Consider the following 18,048-nt stretch of genomic DNA (forward strand, 5'->3'; position numbering starts at 1 on the left):
GGTGAGCCTGGCGCCTCATGCGCAGCGCGAAAAACTCAGCAGGCGGGCATCACTTGCCGGCAGCCGCACGCTCTTTCTTGATGGCTTTTTCGTCTTCTTCGTCGTACTGCTTGTTGCCGCATTCCTGCTTCCAGGTGTCGACCTTGTCCAGATGGTTTTCCTGGCGCTCTTCCAGGGCCTTGAAGCTGGCATTCAATGCATCGACCTTGACGCCGAAGGCCTTGCGGGCCTCGTTGCTCTTGGCGTTGTTCTCGTTGATGCTGTTCACGCGCGTATCGAAAGCCTTGGCGCGCTCCTGGTAAGCCTTGTTGCGGGCGGCCAGCACTTCCGGATCGGGACGCGGGTCTTTGTTGTCGGCATAGGCCTTGATGTTCTCGAACTCTTTCAAGATGCCTTCACGCTCGGCCTTCATTTCAGCCAAGGCCACACCGGCGGCCTCGTCGGCCTTCTGCAGCGCATCGCGCTCAGCCTTCAGGGCACTGGCGGTGTCCTTGTACGTGTTTTGATCGGCCTTGACGGCATCTGCTTCAAGGCTATTGGCCTCGCTCATTTCGATGCAGCTGCGCAGCTGATCGCGGCTCAGCAACTTGGCCTTGGGCTTTTCCACGACGGGCTTGCCGACCTTGTTGTTCTTGGGGTCGACCTTGGCGCCGGGGTTGGCGGTCTGAGCAAACGCGGGCATCAGGGCCGCAGCGGCCAGAGAGATGAGGAGACGTTTCATGGCAATGACTCTTTTTCGATGACGGGACTGCCGCCCGGAGTTCGCTGGCGGCGGCATCCGGGCGCATACAAAAAAAGCTGTGATGCGCAGGCTTGAGCCAGCGCACAACGGCGGCCATCATGCCATGGCTGAAGCGGCATGAGGGCTGGCGTCTTCCCGGCCTCAGGCCAGGGATTTCTGCAGCAGCTCGGCCACCAGACCGTTGATGCCGCCGGCGTGCGTGGCCGCGCGCTCGCGCAGCTGCTGAGTCAGCTCGGCCGGCAGCTTGCAGGCGAAGGGCACGAGACCGGCGGCCGCGTCGAGCCGGCGCTGCTCCTTGCGGTCCGGCAGCTGGGCTGCCTGCTTGCCAAAGCGACCGGGGATGGCCGCGCCGCGCATCTGGCTGTCGAGTTTGATGCCGGCAAGGCGGTCGAGGTCGGTCTTCTTCATGCTCATCGGAGGGGCGCCGGCAAAGGCTTTGGGGGAAACAAGGGCCTGATTGTCCCCTACGTTGATAATCCGGCGCCGGCTCGCACCGAGCCCGCACCGTCCAGCCGCAAGAATCCGAGAGTAGCCACGCCCTATGGCCATCAAAGCCACCATCCACAAAGCCCAGTTGCAAATCGCTGACATGGACCGTCATGTCTACGGCGAGCACAACCTGACCATCGCGCGCCAGCCCTCGGAGACGGACGAACGCATGATGATCCGCATCCTGGCCTTCGCCCTGAACGTGCCCGCCGACGAGTTGCGCGGCAAGCTGGAACTGAGCAAGGGCCTGGCCGACGCCGAGGAACCCGAGCTCTGGCAGCGCGACTTGACCGGCGACATCTTGCACTGGATCGACCTCGGCCAGCCCGATGACCGCCGCTTGCTCAAGGCCCATGGTCGCTCGGAGCGGGTGTCGGTCTATGGCTTCGCCTACAGCACGCCGATCTGGTGGGCCGGCATCGAAGCCAAGCTGCAGCGCTGCCCGCGCCTGGCCGTCTGGCAGATTCCGGCCGAGCAGTCGCAGGCTCTGGCCGCCCTGGCGCAACGCAGCATGCAGCTGCAGGTCACGGTTCAGGATGGTGGCATTTATGTATCCACCGCGGATACCTCGGTAGAGATCAACCCGGTGGCACTCAAAACGCCGGCCTGAGCGCAGGCACCACGTCTGTTCTGACGCATGAATACCAGGATGCCTTGTATGCCCTCGATGAGCCGGATTTCCTTCAGCGCCTGCGCGCTGGCCTTCACCGCACTGATGAGCACAAGCCCGATGAGCCTCGCACAGCCTTCCACCGATGCGCCAAGCGCCGACCCCCGCCAGTGGCTGGAAGAGGTGCAAGGCGAGCGCGCCCTGGCCTGGGTCAAGGAACGCAACCAGCTGACCCTCGCTGAGTTGCAAGCCCGCCCCGAATACCCGGGTCTGCGCCGCGAAATGCTGGACCTGCTCAACGCCAGCGACCGCATCCCGCAGATCAGCCGCAAGGGCGCCTGGGTTTACAACCTTTGGCAAGACCAAAACCACAAGCGAGGCCTGTGGCGCCGCAGCAGCCTGGCCGAGTACAAGAAAGCCAGCCCAGCCTGGGAAACCGTGCTGGACCTGGACGCACTCGGTGCCGCCGAGGGCGAGAGCTGGGTGTTTGCCGGCGCCCATTGCCTGGCGCCCGAGTACCGCCGTTGCCTGATCTCGCTGTCGCGCGGAGGCTCGGACGCCCATGTGCTGCGCGAATTCGATACCGTCAGCAAGCAATTCGTTAGCGACGGCTTCGTCCTGCCCGAGGCCAAGAGCGAGGTCAGCTGGATCGATGCCGACCACATTTATGTGGCCAGCGATTTCGGCCCCGGCAGCCTGACCGATTCGGGCTACCCGCGGGTGATCAAGCGCTGGCAGCGCGGCACGCCGCTGGCCCAGGCCCGCACGGTGTTCGAGGGCCAGGCCCAGGATGTGGCGGTGTCGGTGCTGGTGGACCGCACGCCCGGCCATGAGCGCACCGTGTTCAGCCGCGCGCTGGACTTTTACAACCAGCGCTATTTCCTGCTGCAGGGCGACAAGCTCCGGGCCCTCGACGTGCCCACCGATCTGCAACTGAGCTTCTGGGGCGCCCGCGTGCTGATGCAGCCGCGCAAGGACTGGCGTGTCGGCGGCATGCGGCATGCCGCCGGCAGCTTGCTGAGCGCACCGGCGGCCGCCTTCATCCGCGGCGAGCGCAAGTTCAGCACCTTGTTCAAGCCCAGCGCCACCCGCTCGCTGGACAGCTTCATCACCACCCGCCAGCACCTGGTGCTCAATATCAACGACCAGGTGGCCAGCAAGTTGGAAGAATGGAGTTTTGCGCCCGGCCGCCCGGCCCGCCACCGCCAGATCCAGGCGCCCTTCCCCGGCACCCTGCATCTTCAGGCCCTGCATGACAGCGAGCTGGCCCAGGACGAGCTGGCCGAGCACTACCTGGTCAATTACGCGGACTTTCTGACCCCCGACAGTCTCTTCCTCGCTCGCGCAGGCAGCGACGCGCGCGAGCTGCTGAAGGCGCGCGAAGCCAAGTTCGAGGCCCGCGGCCTCAAGGCCGAGCAACACTTCGCCACCAGCAAGGACGGCACCCGCGTGCCCTACTTTGTGGTGCGCCCGGAAGGTGCTGCCCTGGATGGCCAGAACCCCACCCTGCTCTACGGCTACGGCGGCTTTGAGGCGTCCATGCAGCCCTTCTACTCGGGTGGCTTCGGCCGCGCCTGGTACAGCCGCGGCGGCGTGTTCGTGCTGGCCAATATCCGTGGCGGCGGCGAGTTCGGCCCGGCCTGGCACCAGTCGGCCGTCAAGGCCAACAAGCAGCGCAGCTACGACGATTTCATCGCCGTGGCCGAGGACCTGATCGCCCGCAAGATCAGCTCGCCCAGGCATCTGGGCATCATGGGTGGCAGCAACGGCGGCCTGCTGGTCGGCGCCACGCTCACACAGCGCCCCGATCTGTTCAACGCCGTGGTCTGCCAGGTGCCCCTGCTGGACATGCGCCGCTACCACCAGCTGCTGGCCGGTGCCTCCTGGATGGCCGAGTACGGCGACCCGGATCGCGCCGAGGAGTGGAGCTTCATCTCCAAGTACAGCCCCTACCAGAACGTCAAGCCCGGCGTGAAATACCCCAAGGTGCTCTTCACCACTTCGACCCGCGACGATCGCGTCCACCCCGGCCATGCCCGCAAGATGGCGGCGCTGATGCTGGAGCAAGGCCACCCGCTGTACTACTTCGAGAACACCGAGGGCGGACACGGCGGCGCGGCCGACAACGAGCAGCGCGCCACGCTGCAAGCGCTGGAGTACAGCTACCTCTGGCAACAACTGGGACGCTGAAGTCATGAGTACCCTCGACATCCAACACCACAGCGAGAGCGGCGCCGGCGGCGCGATTCAAGGCCGTTTTTGGGCCCTGGTCGACGGCCAGCAAATCGAGCTGGATTACCAGCTCAGCGGCCGCGACCTGGTCTTCACTCACACGGGAACGGCGCCAGCCCTGCAAGGCCGCGGCCTGGCCGGCCAGCTGGTGGCGCACGGCTTGCGCTGGGCTGCAGGCCTCGGCCTGCCCCTGCTGCCCGGCTGCAGCTATGTCGAGGCCTATCTGCAGCGCCACCCACAGTGGCAGCGCCTGCGCCTGCCGGCGGAGGCCCAGGCGGTGCTCAACTACTGGTTCGGCACGCTGGGCAGCGCAGAGGATGGCCAGGTGCGCCCGCTTTGGTTCACCAAGAGCGCGGCCACCGATGCAGAGATCCGCAGCCGCTTTGGCGCCCTGGTCGAACAGGCCTTGCAACAAGGCCTGAGCCATTGGGGCGACAGCGCGCAAGCGCGCCTGGCGCGCATCCTGCTGCTGGACCAGTTCACCCGCAACATCTACCGCGACAGCGCCCGCGCCTTTGCAGGCGATCCACTGGCGCTGCAGCTGGCTCTGAGCCTGATGGACGAACCCGAGGCCCGTGAGCTCTCCGCCTTGCAGCGCTGGTTCATGCTCATGCCGCTCGAACATACCGAAGACCTGGGCCTGCAAAACCGCTGCGTGCAGGCCTTCGAATCCTTGGCCGCGGAAGACCCACGCCTGGCCGGCGCGGCCGACTACGCACACCGCCACCAGCAGGTGATCGCGCAGTTCGGCCGTTTCCCTCATCGCAATGCCCTGCTGGGCCGGGCCTCCACCGAGGCCGAACAGCAGTACCTCGCCCAACCGGGCGCCGGCTTCTAAACCGCCAGGCGGCGCTCGCTGTCAGCCCGACGCGACGATGCGCCGGGCCGCTCGTGAAAATTGACAGAAAATGCGACGCGTCCGCCCTTTGTTGTCCACCTGCTGAGCCTGGCTCCCGAACGTTTCGCTCGAACCCACTCAGCCCCCTCGAGTTCCACATGTCCAGCATTCTTCAGAACATCCCCGTCGGCCAGAAGGTCGGTATCGCTTTCTCCGGTGGCCTGGACACCAGCGCCGCCCTGCACTGGATGCGCAACAAGGGCGCCATCCCCTACGCCTACACCGCCAATCTGGGCCAGCCCGACGAGCCGGACTACGACGAGATCCCGCGCAAGGCCATGCAATACGGCGCCGAGAAAGCCGTGCTGGTGGACTGCCGCGCTCAGCTGGTGCACGAAGGCATTGCCGCCCTGCAGGCCGGCGCCTTCCACATCAGCACCGCCGGTGTGACCTACTTCAACACCACGCCCATCGGCCGCGCCGTGACCGGCACCATGCTGGTGGCGGCCATGAAGGAAGATGACGTCAACATCTGGGGTGACGGCTCGACCTTCAAGGGCAATGACATCGAGCGTTTCTATCGCTACGGCCTGCTCACCAACCCGGCGCTGAAGATCTACAAGCCCTGGCTGGACCAGGCCTTCATCGACGAGCTGGGCGGCCGTGCCGAGATGTCGGCCTTCATGAGCAAGGCTGGCTTTGGCTACAAGATGTCGGCCGAGAAGGCCTACTCCACGGACTCCAACCTGCTGGGCGCGACCCATGAAGCCAAGGACCTGGAGCACCTGAACAGCGGCATCAAGATCGTCAACCCCATCATGGGCGTCGCCTTCTGGCGCGATGACGTGGTGGTCAAGGCCGAAGAAGTCACCGTGCGCTTTGAAGAAGGCATGCCGGTGGCGCTGAACGGTGTCGAGTACAGCGACCCAGTCGCCCTGCTGCTGGAAGCCAACCGCATCGGCGGCCGCCATGGCCTGGGCATGAGTGACCAGATCGAAAACCGCATCATCGAAGCCAAGAGCCGCGGCATCTACGAGGCCCCGGGCCTGGCGCTGCTGCACATCGCCTACGAGCGTTTGGTCACCGGCATCCACAACGAAGACACCATCGAGCAGTACCGCATGAACGGTCTCAAGCTCGGACGCCTGCTGTACCAAGGCCGCTGGTTCGACCCGCAAGCCATCATGCTGCGCGAAACCGCCCAGCGCTGGGTGGCCCGCGCCGTGACCGGCGAGGTGGCGATCGAGCTGCGCCGCGGCAATGACTACTCGCTGCTGGACACCAAGAGCCCCAACCTGACCTACAAGCCCGAGCGCCTGTCCATGGAGAAGGTCGAGGACGCGCCCTTCTCGCCGCAAGACCGCATCGGCCAGCTGACCATGCGCAATTTGGACATCGTCGACACGCGCGCCAAGCTGATGACCTACACCCAGGCCGGCCTGCTGACCGCGGGCCAGAGCGGCAGTTTGCTCCAGCTCGCCAACGACAAGAGCGACGAAGCGCGCTGACCCTCAGCGACCGCACGACCATGAAGCTCCGCTGCGCAGGGGCCAGACGCCGGGCCTGGCTGGCCTGGCTGTTCTTGGCTGCCGCCGGAACCCGGCCCGCCCTGGCCCAAGACGCCGCTGCGGCCGCGCGCGGGCCTGTGGTCCTGACCGTCAGCGGCAAGCTCGCTGGTGGGCAGGACCAGGTGGTCCAGTTTGACCTGGCCCAGCTCAGCGCCCTGCCCCAGCACAGCATCCACACGCAGACCCCCTGGTACCCCGGCCCGCGCACCTTCAGCGGCCCCTTGCTGCGGGATGTGCTGAGCCGCGCAGGCGCTCAGGGACAACGCTTGGAGGCGCGCGCCATCAATGACTACAAGGTCAGCATCCCCGTCAGTGACGCCGAACGCTTCAAGCCGGTGCTAGCGCTGCAGATCGACGGCAAGCCCATCGCCTTACGCGACAAGGGCCCCATCTTCATCGTCTACCCCTATGACCATGACCCACAGCTACGCAGCACCATCTACTACAGCCGCTCGATCTGGCAGCTGAAGGCGCTGGAGGTCCGGTGAGCGGCGAAGCGCGGCCTCAGGCTGGCGGCGGGCAGATGCGCCGTTGGCGCGTGCTCCTGCTGGTCATGGGCGGCATGCTGGTGTTGGCTCTGGGGTCGGTGGGCTTTCTGCAGATCCGCCAATACCAGCTGCTCAATGCCACGCGCAGCTACCAAGACGACTACATGATCTGGAGCTTGTTCCAGTTCGAGGTGGAATCGCTGCGTCTGCGCCTGGCCTTGGATGAAGCCACGCATGCGGCCGGCCCCATTGACGCCGAACAGATCGAGCAGCGCTATGAGATCTTCGTCAGCCGCCTCGGTCTGATCGAAGGCGAACATGCCACCCTGGTGCTGCGTGAACACCCCGACTATCTCCAGACCCTGGACCGCAGCAAGCGCTTCGTCGCCTGGGCCGATGCCCTGCCGCTGAAGGCGGAATGGCTGCGCCAGCAAACCGAGCAGGGACACGGCAGCGCCCAGCTGCTGTCGGCCTTGCAACAGCTGGAAGGCTTGTCCAGCTCGGTGCGCGAGCTGTCGCTGACCGCCTCGCACCATGTCGCCGAGCAGGTCGACGAACGCAACCACCTGGTGCGTGAACAAGCCCGCATGAGCTTGTGGCTGACTGTGCTGTTGTGCGCCCTGACACTGAGCTTCGCCACCCTGGTGCTGCGCCAATTCCGCCGGCTCAAACAGTACGGCCAAGAGCAGCATGAGCTGGCCGAACGCCTGCAGCAGGCCCAGACCGAAGCCGAAGCGGGCAGCCGGGCCAAGAGCGTGTTCCTGGCCAATATGAGCCATGAACTGCGCACGCCCATGCACGGTTTGCTGGGCATGCTGGACCTGCTCCAAGACACCGCGCTGACGCCCTCGCAGAAAAGCCAGCTGCGCGCCGCGCATGACTCCAGCCGCCACCTCCTGAGCGTGCTGAACGACATCCTCGACGTTTCCAAGATGGAGGCAGGCGGGATTCACATCCAGCCCGAACCCGTCTACCTGCCGCGCCTGCTGCAGGAACTCGACGAACTGAGCCGCCCGCAAGCCCTGAGCAAGGCGCTGACCCTGCGCCTGCATGCCGATGACGATGTGCCCGAATGGATCAGCGCTGACCCGACCCGGCTGCGCCAGATCCTGCTCAATTTGCTCGGCAATGCACTCAAGTTTTCCGAGCAGGGTCAGGTCATGCTGCACCTGAGCCGCCAACAGTCTGCCCTGGGTCAGACCCTGCTGCGTTGTGACGTCAGCGACACCGGCCTGGGCATGGATGCCGACACCCAAGGCAAGCTGTTTCAGCGCTTCAGCCAAGGCGACAGCACGCGCATGCGGCGCTTCGGCGGCACCGGTCTGGGCCTGGAAATTTCGCGCAATCTGGCGCGCGCCATGGGCGGAGACATTTCGGTGGTCAGCAGCCCGGGCCAAGGTTCCACCTTCACGGTCGACCTGCCTTTGCTGAGCTGTGCGGCACCACCCGTCAGCCCTTCCTCAGCCAGCGAAGAAGCGCCCAGCAGCGCGCCGCCACGGCTGCGCATCCTGGTTTCGGAAGACCACGCCACCAATCGCAGCTATCTGCAGGCTGTGCTGGAACGTCTGGGCCATACCGCTTTCTTCTGCGAAAACGGCCACGAAGCCTTGCAGGCCCTGGCCCAGCAGGACTTCGACCTGGTGCTGATGGACTTGCACACCCCGGTGATGGATGGCTTTGATGCCGCCCGAGCCATGCGCCGCCTGCCCATGCCCAAATGCCAGGTGCGCATCATTGCGCTGTCGGCCGATGCCTTTGCCGAATCACGGCAGCGCGCCCTGCAAGCCGGCATGGACGACTTCCTACCCAAACCGATCGGCGTGGAAGCATTGTCCCGAGCCTTGAACCATCTGGCGATGCAACTGCGCCCTTTGCCTCGCGACGTGGCGGAGGTGGACGAGGACGCATCAGGGTTGGCGCATGCCGAGAGCCAGGTCGCGGAGACCGCGCTGGACATGAAGGCGCTGGCCGAATTGCGCGAGATGCTGCCGGCCGCAACCGTGCGTCAGCTCTACAGAAGCTATCTGGACAGCCTGGCGAACACCGGAGATGCCATCCTGGCCAGCCTGGAGGCGCAGGACACCCGCCAGCTGAGCGAGGCCGCCCATGGCGTCAAGGGTGCAGCGGCCAACCTGGGGCTGAGCTCGGTCGCGAGGTCGGCACAAGCCGTGGAGCTGCGAATCAAACTTCTGCCGGCCACGCCGAGCGATGCCGACTGGGCCGAGCTGCAAGCATTGAGCCTGGCCTTGCAGGCCGAACTGACCCACAGCGCAAAGCTCTGCCAGCAGCATCAGCTGGTCTGAGCCAGGCTCTCAGATCAAAACCGGCTCGGGTTCCAGGCGAATGCCAAAGCGGCCATAGACGCTTTCCTGAATCGCCCGGGCCAGCGTGATCACCTCGGCGCCACGCGCCTCTCCACGGTTCACCAAAACCAGGGCCTGCTTCTCGTAAACCGCGGCGCCGCCGACGGCCTTGCCCTTCCAGCCGCAGGCGTCAATCATCCAGCCTGCCGCCAGCTTGATGCTGCCGTCGGGCATGGGGTAATGAACGATGCCGGGGTCGCGGCCGATGATGTCGCGGCATTGCTCGGGGGTGACCACAGGATTCTTGAAGAAACTGCCCGCATTGCCAATGACGGCCGGGTCAGGCAGCTTGGCACGGCGCACAGCGCAGACCCAGTCGAAGATCTGCCGGGCACTGGGCTCGCTGATGCCGGTTTCAGCCATCTTGCGCTCCAGCTCCAGGTAGCCGAGCACCGGTCGCCAGGGCTTGGGCAGACGCAGGCGCACCCGGGTGATCACGCATTTGCCAGCCAGGCCACCATCGGCGCTGTGCTTGAAAACGCTGTCCCGGTAGCCCAGCTTGCAGACCTCGGCCGGCAGCAGCACCGGGCGGCCGGTGACCAGGTCGACCACTTCAACGCTGTCCAGTCGGTCTTTCATCTCCAGGCCATAGGCGCCGATGTTCTGAACCGGCGCTGCACCCACAGTGCCGGGGATCAGGGCCAGGTTCTCGAGGCCTGGAAAGCCGTGGTCCATCGTCCATTGCACCAACTCATGCCAGGGCACCCCAGCGCCTGCCTCGATAATCCAGGCGTCCGCTCGTTCTTCCAGCAGGCGCAGGCCGGGAATCTCCATCTTCAAAACCACCGCATCGAGGTCCTTGCTGAGCACCAGATTGCTGCCGCCACCCAGGACAAACTTGGGTGCCCGGCCCAATTCAGGGTGATCAAGGACCCGGCGCACATCAGCGGCTTCGCGGATGCGCACCAGTCGGCGTGCCGTCGCGGGCAGCGCAAAGGTGTTGTAGGGCTTCAGATTGACCTCGCGCTCCAGGAGCAGCGATGGCGCAGTCAGCTCATTCGGGGGATTTACAGCTTGTTCCGGCATGGCAGAATTTTCCCAGATCAAGGCGGCATCTCCCGCCGTCCAACAGAAATAAGAAACCCACACTTATGCCCAGCTTTGACACCACCCTTGAAGCCGATATGGTCAAGATCCGCAATGGGGTCGACAACAGCATCAAGGAAATCAGCACCCGCTTCGACTTCAAAGGCACGGCCGCTGAAGTCACGCTGAAGGAAAAAGAAAAGGAAATTCACTCGGTCGGCGAAAGTGACTTCCAACTGGAGCAGATCGAAGCCGTGCTGTACGCAAAGCTGGTCAAGCAAGGCGTGGTGATCAGCTTCCTCGACAAGCAAGACAAGGTCGAGAAGATGGGCGGCGACAAGGTGCGCCAGGTCTACAAGATCAAGAACGGCATTGAGTCTGATCTGGCCAAGAAGATCGTTGCTGCGGTCAAGAACAGCAAGCTCAAGGTGCAGGCCTCCATCCAAGGCGACACCGTGCGCATCACCGGCAAGAACCGCGATGACCTGCAAGTGGCCATCAATATGCTGAAAAAAGAGATGGCCGATGTGCCTCTCGACTACGGCAATTTCCGTGAGTAAGACCCTGCGGTCGGGCCTGATGGTGATGGCTGTGGCCCTGTGGGGCTCGGCGGCAGTGGCCCAGGTCGTCAGCTTCAACGGCAGCCTGGGCAGCAAGGCGGCCCTGCTGCTGATCGACGGTGAGCCGCGCACCGTGCCTGTGGGCGAACGCGTGCGTGGCGTCAAGCTGCTGTCACTGGACGACTCCCAGGCCGTTGTGGAGGTCGCTGGGCGACGTCAAAGCCTGCTGCTCGGCGCATCACCGGGCCGCGTCGGCAACGCCAGCGCGGCCCCCAACACTGGGCGCCAGATCGTCTTGGCCTCGGGGCATGGGGGTCACTTCACCACGGGCGGCACCATCAATGGCGGCACCACCCAGTTCTTGGTCGACACGGGCGCCACAGCCATCTCGATCAGCCAGGCCGAGGCCGAACGCCTGAACCTGAGATTCCGGGATGGCCGCCGCCTGCAAACCCACACCGCCAACGGCATCGTGCCGGCCCACGCGCTCTACCTTGACACCGTGCGCATTGGCGACGTCGAAGTGCGCAACGTCGAGGCCATCGTGGTTCCAGGCCAGATGAGCCACGTCCTGCTGGGCAACAGCTTCCTGACTCGCTTCCAGATGCGGCGCGACAATGATGTGCTAACGCTGGACTTACGCTACTGATAGGCGCGAAGCGCTGCGTCTGCAAAGTCACTCAGGAACAGGCTTGCTTGCCTCAGGCGGGTCGACCCACACTGCACAATTGCGCTTCTGCCCGGTATAAATTCCGCCCGCCGCTCATGGCGCTTGACGATACTTCGCCCATGCGATCAAAACAAACGCCCGCCTCTTCAACTGCGCCTCATTCGAGCTTCTCATCTGCTCCTCGCCTGCTGCGCCCGCTGGTGCTGGGTATGCTCTTGCTGGGCGGCTCAAACTGGAGCTTGGCCGCTGCCGACAAGGCCTCAACGTATTACGAAGACGGCCAGCGGCGATTCGAACGCGGCGACCTTCCGGGCGCCATCATCCAACTGAAGAACTCCATCCAGGAGGATCAGAAGATGCTTGCGGCCCACTTGCTACTGGGCAAGGTGCTCTTGGGTCAAGGCGAGCTGAAAGCCGCAGAAGCTGCGCTGGAAGAGGCACTGAAGCAGGGGGTCAGCCGCAGCGAAGTGGCCATTCCCTTGGCGCAAATCTATTTGCTGCTGGGCGACCGGAAAAAGCTGCTCGATCAAATCAACACCAGCGGCCTGCCGACCAACGCACAGGCCGAGGTCTTGACGCTACGCGGTTCGGCCTACGCCATGTCAGGCAATGTGACCTTGGCGGCCAAGAGCTTCGCTGATGCCAAGGCATTGAACCCTCGCTCCGGTAGCCCATGGACCGCGGAAGCGCCCATGCTGCTGCGCCAGGGTGAGCGTGACAAGGCCAAAGCATCAGCCACAAAAGGAACAGAACTGTCACCGGGCGAAGCCGGTGCCTGGTACACCCTAGGAACGATTCTGCAGGGTCAGCAAGATTTGAAAGGCGCCCTCGCGGCCCAGGAACGTGCACTCAAGCTGAACCCAAAACAGGTCGACGCCCGCGTTGCTCGAGCCTCCATCTTGATCGGTTTGAACCAGGAAGCCGAAGCCAGCAAAGACTTAGCGCAATTGCTGGAATGGGAGCTCGAAGACCCTCGCGCATCATTTTTGCGCGGTTTTCTGGCCAATCGCAAAGGCGACCTCGCGGCTGCGAAGACCGCCTTTGCCAACGCGGTCGACCTGATTGACGCGATAGCGCCTGAGGTGCTGGCGGGCAATGACCCCTTGCTGCTGGCTGGAGCCATGTCTCACCGAGCCTTGGGCAATCCTGAGAAGGCTCGAGGCTACCTCGATCTCCTACTGGGTCTCAACAGCAAGAACTACGCCGCCCAGGTGATGCTGGCTTCCATCCTGGTTGACACCCGCGACTACGGCCGGGCCATGATCCTGCTGGAGGGCGCTCAGCGCATCAACCCGGACGACCCGCAGGTACTGTTCCTTCTGGGCACGGTAAACATGGCGCGTAAACGCTATGTCCAGGCCAGTGAATTCTTTGAAAAGTCGGCCGCACGTGGTGGCTCGGCCTCGGCCATCCGTGAACTGGGCTTCAGTCAACTCAGCCTCGGCCAGGACAAGCTGGGCCTGGCGAACTTGGAAAAGGCCTTCGCCGCCGCACCCGGCGATGGTCGCGCCGGCGTTCAACTGGCCAATGTCTACTTGAGCCAAGGCCAAACGGCCAAGGCCTTGCAGACCGCGCTCGCCATCGTCAAGCGGGAGCCCGAAAACCTGACCATGCTCAACTTCCTGGGCAATATCAAGGGCCGTTCCGGTGACAAAAAGGGCGCGCGCGAGGCCTTTCAGCAACTGCTGCAGAAGGATCCAAATTTCCGGCCCGCCGCGATCAATTTATCCTGGCTGGACATGGAGGAGAGCAAGTTCGAACCGGCGCGCAAGCGCCTGGAAAAACTGCTGGAAGGCGGCAACAAGGACGACGCCGAATTACTCTACCAGTTGGCCATTCTCGAACTGCGCGCCAAACGCCTCAATGAGGCCATTGCTCATCTGAAGCAGGCTCACGAGGTGCAACGTGTTGACGCGCGCCCTGGCCTGATGCTGGTCGACCTCTATATGGAGCAACGCCAAGTGGACCTGGCGCTGCCCCTGGCCAAGGCCTTGGCTGCAAACTACTCCAGCAAGTTACCTGCCCTGCTGGCCTTGGGCCGCGTCTATTTGGCCTTGAACGATGGGGCCAGCGCCCGCCAGGTATTCCAGGAAGCGACTCGCGTGGCTGACTTCGACGCCCAGCAACAGGTGCAGATTGGTCGCATGCAACTGGCAGCCGGCAACATCGATGGCGCCAGTTACAACGTGCAGAAAGCCCTGCAATCCCAGACAGGGGATCTCGGAGCCTTGCTGCTCCAAGTTGAGGTGGAAGCTCGCCGCGGTGATCCAGCCAAAGTTGATGCCGCGCTCAAGACTTTGAACAGCACCCACCCTGGCAAGGTACAAGTTGCCTTGGTCGGCGCTCATGTGGCCATGTCACGCGGCCAGTTTGCTGCGGCCCAGTCGGGCTACCGCACCGTCTTTGAAAAAGAGCCCAGTACACCCAATGCCATTCTGCTGGCCCGTGCCATGGTTGCAGCCGGCGAACTGGACAAGGCCTTGGCCATGCTGGAAGCCTGGGCCAAAAAATCACCAAGTGACATCACCGCACTCAAAGCCGTGGCTGGCGTGCAAATGCAGGCCGGCCGAAATGAGGCTGCCAAGAAAAACTACCAACAGATTCTGGCCCTGCAGCCCGCCGACATCGGGATTCAGCTGAACTACGCCCAGTTGCTGCAGCGCATGGGTGACGCTGGTGCGGTCGCCGTCGCAGAAAAAGCCTTGAAACAAGCCCCAGGAAATGCTGATGCAGCTGACACCTTGGGCTGGATCCTCGTCCAGCGCGGCAATATCGAAGGCGGTTTGCGACATTTGCGCGAAGCCCGGCTTCGCAGCCCCAACAGCGGAGAAATCCGTTACCACCTCGCGTTTGCGCTGGCGAAACTGAATCGCAAAGCAGAGGCAAAGGAAGAGCTAAGCGCGGCCCTCAACAGCCAGCCCAAGCTGCCGATGACGCCCGAACTGAATCGCCTGAAAATCGAATTGGGCCTGTAATCAAAGACTCGATTTTTGTTTCGTGACTAAAGTATGGCGCGCCAAATTAAAAGGAATCTTCCGAATGGCTCATACGAATATTCACGTTCACCTTGAATTCAACTGAGACTTTACTCACGACCCTCGAAATCGGGGGTTCACATGTCAGGTATTGAGCAGGCAGAATCCAAACAAGAACTGAGATTGCATCCTCGTTTGGCCAGCAGAATCAAGCTGTGAATTTTTACGCTTTCCATGCACCCCCCGGTTCGCGGGATTGCTCGGAATCACCGTAGACGTAGGATGCTATCCAAGATTTCCGTAACACCATCTACGCCGACAGGGCCCACACCATGAACTACGCTGCTACAGCGACAACTACCACCGGTCGATTTGCGTCTTTCGCCGCGTCGGCTCTGCTCGTGGTGGCCGCAGGCTCCGCTTACGCTCAAGGCGCGACGACCGTGACCAAGGCAACCGGCACGGGGTCCTCCTTGTTGGAGTCTCACTCTCTGGTGTTTGGCAACACAGCGGCGCGTAACGTCAACATGGGCGCGTGGAAGGTCAATGAGGGCACCAGCAGCACCCTCGGCGCTAGCAGCTTTTGGGTCTATTGCCTGGACCCCCTGAACAACTACATCTCCCCGGACACCTACGACAAGGTCGACCTGAGCAATTTTGTCAATGGTTACCAGGCGACGCCAGGCGGCGCGACCTTGGGCTACGCCTCGATCTTTGCTGGCGCCAACTACCAGGCTGCAGGCATCACGGGCGTGTATGACGACTCGACGACGACGAAGACCCGGGTCCTGAGTGACCTGACAAACCTGTTCCAGCACGCTTACGCTGACAGCATCACCTCCTCCGTCAAATCGGCTGCCTTCCAGTTCGCCATCTGGGAAATCCTCGGCGATGGTGCAGGTCAATCAGCCAACAAGAAGTATTACAGCGAGGCTTACACCAACAGCGGCTTGGATGCAAACGAAACCGGTACCACGTTCAAGAATCAAGTCGATACCTATTTGGCTGGCCTGAATGGCACTTGGGCCGCTGGCCTGACCGGCACCACCAACTACACCTTCTCGGTCTATAACCCGAACCCGAGCGGCAGCGGCCAAGCCCTGATCCGCGCCACGGCAAACGCCGTACCGGAGCCGGGTTCGCTGGCCTTGGTCAGCTTGGCTGTGTTCGGCGTGGTGTACACGCGTCGTAAGGGAAAGAACAGCTGATTTCGGCTCATCCGGATCCAGACAAAAAAGCGGCCTTTGGCCGCTTTTTTCTTGCCCGAGTCACTCGCTCGGTTTACGCCTTGTGTATCTGGGTGCAAGGCCACCGAACACAGAGACTCATTCCGAGCGATACACCGCGACCACAGGCCGAGCAGCACCTGCACGGGCGTATCCACGATACATGCCTTCAGAATTGAACGGTAGGCAGACATCGCCATTGGCAGCCACAGCGATCAAGCCTCCGGCATCGGCTGGCAGTTTCTGCATCACCACACGATCGCAAGCCTCTTCGAGCGACATGCCGGCATAAGCCATCAGAGCGGAAACATCGTGCGCGGCACAGGCACGAATGAACAACTCTCCTGTGCCAGTGCAGGACACTGCCACCGTGGCATCGTTGGCGTAGGTTCCCGCACCGACCAAGGGCGTGTCGCCGACACGGCCGATTTGCTTGTTGGTCATGCCGCCTGTCGAAGTGGCAGCCGCCAAATGGCCGGCAGCATCAAGTGCCACGGCACCGACGGTTCCGAACTTCGTTTCCTCATCAATCGGCCCTGATGCTTCGCTAGGTGTCGTCTGGCGCAGAAGATCCTGCCCATCATGATCACGCAATGCGCCCGCCTGCAAACGCTGCGCGCGCCGCAACTGCTCCAGCCGATGCGGCGTGCCGAACCAAGTGGGAGCCACCTGCTCCAAGCCGTGGCGCGCCGCCAGATCATCGGCAGCGGCACCAACAAAGAGCAGATGGGCGCTGTGATCCATCACCGCGCGCGCCGCCAAAATCGGGTTGCGCGTACGACTGACACCCGCCACCGCCCCGGCACGGCAGTCGCGCCCATCCATCACGCAGGCATCCAGTTCATGTGTGCCAGCCGAGGTGTACACCGCGCCTTTGCCAGCATTGAAGAGCTCGCACTCTTCCAGCAGACGAACGGCCTCCACCACCACATCGACCGCACTGGCGCCGGCCGCCAACTGCTCCTGCCCGGCCATCAAAATACGACTCAGTGCGTCGCGGTACAGAGCCTCCTGATCCGCGCTCATGGTGCCACGCGTCAAGGTGCCAGCGCCTCCGTGAATGGCCAAAACGGGCAAAGGATGAGGAATTGGGGTGATAGACATCTTGGGGGCTTCCTCGCTAGCGTAAGGAGAATGTTCGACATGAACACGTCGCGACGAGCCAACTGCAGGCCTTGCGACATGGCAAGCACTTCCACAGGGGAACAGCGGTACCGCGCAACAGTCGGCTCATGATAGCCAGCGCCGCCCTCCACATGAGCGGACGCGTGCGGACAGCGCAGCGTCCTCGTGGACAATAGACCCATGAAAATGCGCCTCTCCAACATCCTCTTTTCGCAAGGCTTCGGCACGCGTCGCCTCTGTGCCGGCCTGATCTACAACGGCGAAGTTCGCATCGCTGGCGAAGAGGTCGACGACGCCGATGCCGAATTCGAGACCGAGGGCTTCAGCTTTGAGGTCGGCGGCAAGACCTGGCCCTTCTATGAGAAGGCGCTGATCCTGTTAAACAAGCCGGCCGGCTACGAGTGCTCTCAAAAGCCCAAGCACCACCCCAGTGTCATGAGCCTGTTGCCCGCGCCGCTGCGCGAACGCAATGTCCAGCCCGTGGGGCGACTGGACGAAGACACCACCGGCCTGCTGCTGCTGACCGACGACGGCACCCTGATTCACAAGCTGACCAGCCCCAAGCACCATGTGCCCAAGGTCTACGAAGCACAGTGCAAGCACCCCGTCACCGCCGAGATGGTGGCCCAGTTGCTGGCCGGTGTGGAGTTGCGCGAACCTGCGGAATCCAAACTGCCGCCGGAGTTGGCAGCCCGGCGCGCCAGTGAAGCCCGCAAGCCCGAAAAGTCGAGCAAGCCAAGCCCCAGCGATCGCCCGGGTTTCACGCCCGAAATGGTCAAGGCCGAGGGCGCCGAAGCCTTTGGCAGCCACGGTCTGCGCCTGACATTGACGGAAGGCAAGTACCACCAAGTCAAACGCATGGTGGCCGCCGTGGGCAACCGCGTGGAAAGCCTGCACCGATCGGAGTTCGGCGCTTTGGTCCTGCCCAGCGATCTGAAACCCGGCGAGTGGCAGTGGGTCAGCAGCCCCTCCTTGATCACGCCTTGAGCTGCGCTGCGGATAGCGACTCCAGCGTCGACTCACCCAGGGAATTCCCTGGGATTTCCTGCCTGCATCTGTTTTTCGAGGGTTGACCCCGTTCAGTTTGTCATCAAGCCCCTGTAGAAAGTCGACCGAGAGAGTGAGCGAAGGTCGCA

At 63.2% G+C, this 18,048-nt stretch carries 15 protein-coding genes; 11 read left to right on the plus strand and 4 right to left on the minus strand.

The annotated features are described in order from the left end of the window. Positions 1-49: 49 nt before the first annotated feature. On the minus strand, positions 50-721 hold the full coding sequence (locus LNV28_RS16625; protein WP_263517457.1) for a hypothetical protein: 672 nt from the start codon (positions 719-721) through the stop codon (positions 50-52). Positions 722-883: 162 nt separating this feature from the next. Further along, on the minus strand, positions 884-1,156 hold the full coding sequence (locus LNV28_RS16630; RefSeq protein WP_263517458.1) for a hypothetical protein: 273 nt from the start codon (positions 1,154-1,156) through the stop codon (positions 884-886). Positions 1,157-1,283: 127 nt separating this feature from the next. On the opposite strand from LNV28_RS16630, the gene LNV28_RS16635 reads away from it, so the two are divergent. The 6 genes from LNV28_RS16635 to LNV28_RS16660 all read left to right on the plus strand — a co-directional run bounded on the left by LNV28_RS16635 (position 1,284) and on the right by LNV28_RS16660 (position 9,270). Continuing rightward, positions 1,284-1,841: a YaeQ family protein gene (locus LNV28_RS16635; RefSeq protein ID WP_263517459.1), complete on the plus strand. Its 558-nt coding sequence runs from the start codon at positions 1,284-1,286 to the stop codon at positions 1,839-1,841. A gap of 48 nt (positions 1,842-1,889) precedes the next feature. After that, the gene (locus LNV28_RS16640) at positions 1,890-4,031 is read left to right on the plus strand and encodes a prolyl oligopeptidase family serine peptidase (protein WP_318013870.1); all 2,142 of its coding nucleotides are present in this window, start codon (positions 1,890-1,892) and stop codon (positions 4,029-4,031) included. Between the two features lie 4 nt (positions 4,032-4,035). After that, positions 4,036-4,911, plus strand: a complete 876-nt coding sequence (locus tag LNV28_RS16645) for a DUF924 family protein (RefSeq protein WP_263517460.1) — start codon at positions 4,036-4,038, stop codon at positions 4,909-4,911. A gap of 158 nt (positions 4,912-5,069) precedes the next feature. Continuing rightward, on the plus strand, positions 5,070-6,419 hold the full coding sequence (gene argG / locus LNV28_RS16650; RefSeq protein WP_263517461.1) for an argininosuccinate synthase: 1,350 nt from the start codon (positions 5,070-5,072) through the stop codon (positions 6,417-6,419). A gap of 20 nt (positions 6,420-6,439) precedes the next feature. Next, the gene (locus LNV28_RS16655) at positions 6,440-6,967 is read left to right on the plus strand and encodes a putative pterin-binding protein (RefSeq protein ID WP_263517462.1); all 528 of its coding nucleotides are present in this window, start codon (positions 6,440-6,442) and stop codon (positions 6,965-6,967) included. Between the two features lie 35 nt (positions 6,968-7,002). Next, entirely contained in the window at positions 7,003-9,270 is a 2,268-nt protein-coding gene (locus LNV28_RS16660) for an ATP-binding protein (protein WP_263517463.1), read from the plus strand. 9 nt (positions 9,271-9,279) lie between these two features. Here the strand turns inward: LNV28_RS16660 and murB are convergent, their stop codons facing one another. Next, the gene (murB, locus tag LNV28_RS16665; RefSeq protein ID WP_263517660.1) at positions 9,280-10,308 is read right to left on the minus strand and encodes a UDP-N-acetylmuramate dehydrogenase; all 1,029 of its coding nucleotides are present in this window, start codon (positions 10,306-10,308) and stop codon (positions 9,280-9,282) included. A gap of 113 nt (positions 10,309-10,421) precedes the next feature. On the opposite strand from murB, the gene LNV28_RS16670 reads away from it, so the two are divergent. The 4 genes from LNV28_RS16670 to LNV28_RS16685 all read left to right on the plus strand — a co-directional run bounded on the left by LNV28_RS16670 (position 10,422) and on the right by LNV28_RS16685 (position 15,769). Next, positions 10,422-10,916, plus strand: a complete 495-nt coding sequence (locus tag LNV28_RS16670) for a YajQ family cyclic di-GMP-binding protein (RefSeq protein WP_263517464.1) — start codon at positions 10,422-10,424, stop codon at positions 10,914-10,916. Next, positions 10,909-11,565, plus strand: a complete 657-nt coding sequence (locus LNV28_RS16675; RefSeq protein ID WP_263517465.1) for a retropepsin-like aspartic protease family protein — start codon at positions 10,909-10,911, stop codon at positions 11,563-11,565. The genes LNV28_RS16670 and LNV28_RS16675 overlap by 8 nt, the downstream gene beginning before the upstream one ends. 140 nt (positions 11,566-11,705) lie before the next feature. Then, positions 11,706-14,561: an XrtA/PEP-CTERM system TPR-repeat protein PrsT gene (gene prsT / locus LNV28_RS16680; RefSeq protein WP_263517466.1), complete on the plus strand. Its 2,856-nt coding sequence runs from the start codon at positions 11,706-11,708 to the stop codon at positions 14,559-14,561. A 332-nt stretch (positions 14,562-14,893) separates the two neighbouring features. Further along, a complete protein-coding gene (locus LNV28_RS16685; protein WP_263517467.1) occupies positions 14,894-15,769 on the plus strand; it encodes a PEP-CTERM sorting domain-containing protein in 876 nt (291 codons plus the stop codon). Between the two features lie 117 nt (positions 15,770-15,886). Here the strand turns inward: LNV28_RS16685 and LNV28_RS16690 are convergent, their stop codons facing one another. Next, a complete protein-coding gene (locus LNV28_RS16690) occupies positions 15,887-16,891 on the minus strand; it encodes an isoaspartyl peptidase/L-asparaginase family protein (RefSeq protein WP_263517468.1) in 1,005 nt (334 codons plus the stop codon). A gap of 207 nt (positions 16,892-17,098) precedes the next feature. Here LNV28_RS16690 and LNV28_RS16695 point away from each other — a divergent pair, with 207 nt between their 5' ends. After that, positions 17,099-17,899: a pseudouridine synthase gene (locus tag LNV28_RS16695; RefSeq protein ID WP_263517661.1), complete on the plus strand. Its 801-nt coding sequence runs from the start codon at positions 17,099-17,101 to the stop codon at positions 17,897-17,899. The last annotated feature ends 149 nt before the right edge of the window (positions 17,900-18,048 follow it).

Source organism: Paucibacter sp. DJ2R-2 (genome assembly GCF_025717675.1).
Taxonomy (GTDB): domain Bacteria; phylum Pseudomonadota; class Gammaproteobacteria; order Burkholderiales; family Burkholderiaceae_C; genus Paucibacter_A.

Coding starts and splice junctions, on each gene's coding strand:
- LNV28_RS16685 (WP_263517467.1), top strand. CDS start 14,894: ATGAACTACGCTGCTACAGCGACAACTACCACCGGTCGATTTGCGTCT.
- LNV28_RS16660 (WP_263517463.1), top strand. CDS start 7,003: ATGCGCCGTTGGCGCGTGCTCCTGCTGGTCATGGGCGGCATGCTGGTG.
- LNV28_RS16625 (WP_263517457.1), bottom strand. CDS start 721: ATGAAACGTCTCCTCATCTCTCTGGCCGCTGCGGCCCTGATGCCCGCG.
- prsT (WP_263517466.1), top strand. CDS start 11,706: ATGCGATCAAAACAAACGCCCGCCTCTTCAACTGCGCCTCATTCGAGC.
- LNV28_RS16695 (WP_263517661.1), top strand. CDS start 17,099: ATGCGCCTCTCCAACATCCTCTTTTCGCAAGGCTTCGGCACGCGTCGC.
- LNV28_RS16630 (WP_263517458.1), bottom strand. CDS start 1,156: ATGAGCATGAAGAAGACCGACCTCGACCGCCTTGCCGGCATCAAACTC.
- argG (WP_263517461.1), top strand. CDS start 5,070: ATGTCCAGCATTCTTCAGAACATCCCCGTCGGCCAGAAGGTCGGTATC.
- LNV28_RS16655 (WP_263517462.1), top strand. CDS start 6,440: ATGAAGCTCCGCTGCGCAGGGGCCAGACGCCGGGCCTGGCTGGCCTGG.
- LNV28_RS16645 (WP_263517460.1), top strand. CDS start 4,036: ATGAGTACCCTCGACATCCAACACCACAGCGAGAGCGGCGCCGGCGGC.
- LNV28_RS16640 (WP_318013870.1), top strand. CDS start 1,890: ATGCCCTCGATGAGCCGGATTTCCTTCAGCGCCTGCGCGCTGGCCTTC.
- LNV28_RS16690 (WP_263517468.1), bottom strand. CDS start 16,891: ATGTCTATCACCCCAATTCCTCATCCTTTGCCCGTTTTGGCCATTCAC.
- LNV28_RS16670 (WP_263517464.1), top strand. CDS start 10,422: ATGCCCAGCTTTGACACCACCCTTGAAGCCGATATGGTCAAGATCCGC.
- LNV28_RS16635 (WP_263517459.1), top strand. CDS start 1,284: ATGGCCATCAAAGCCACCATCCACAAAGCCCAGTTGCAAATCGCTGAC.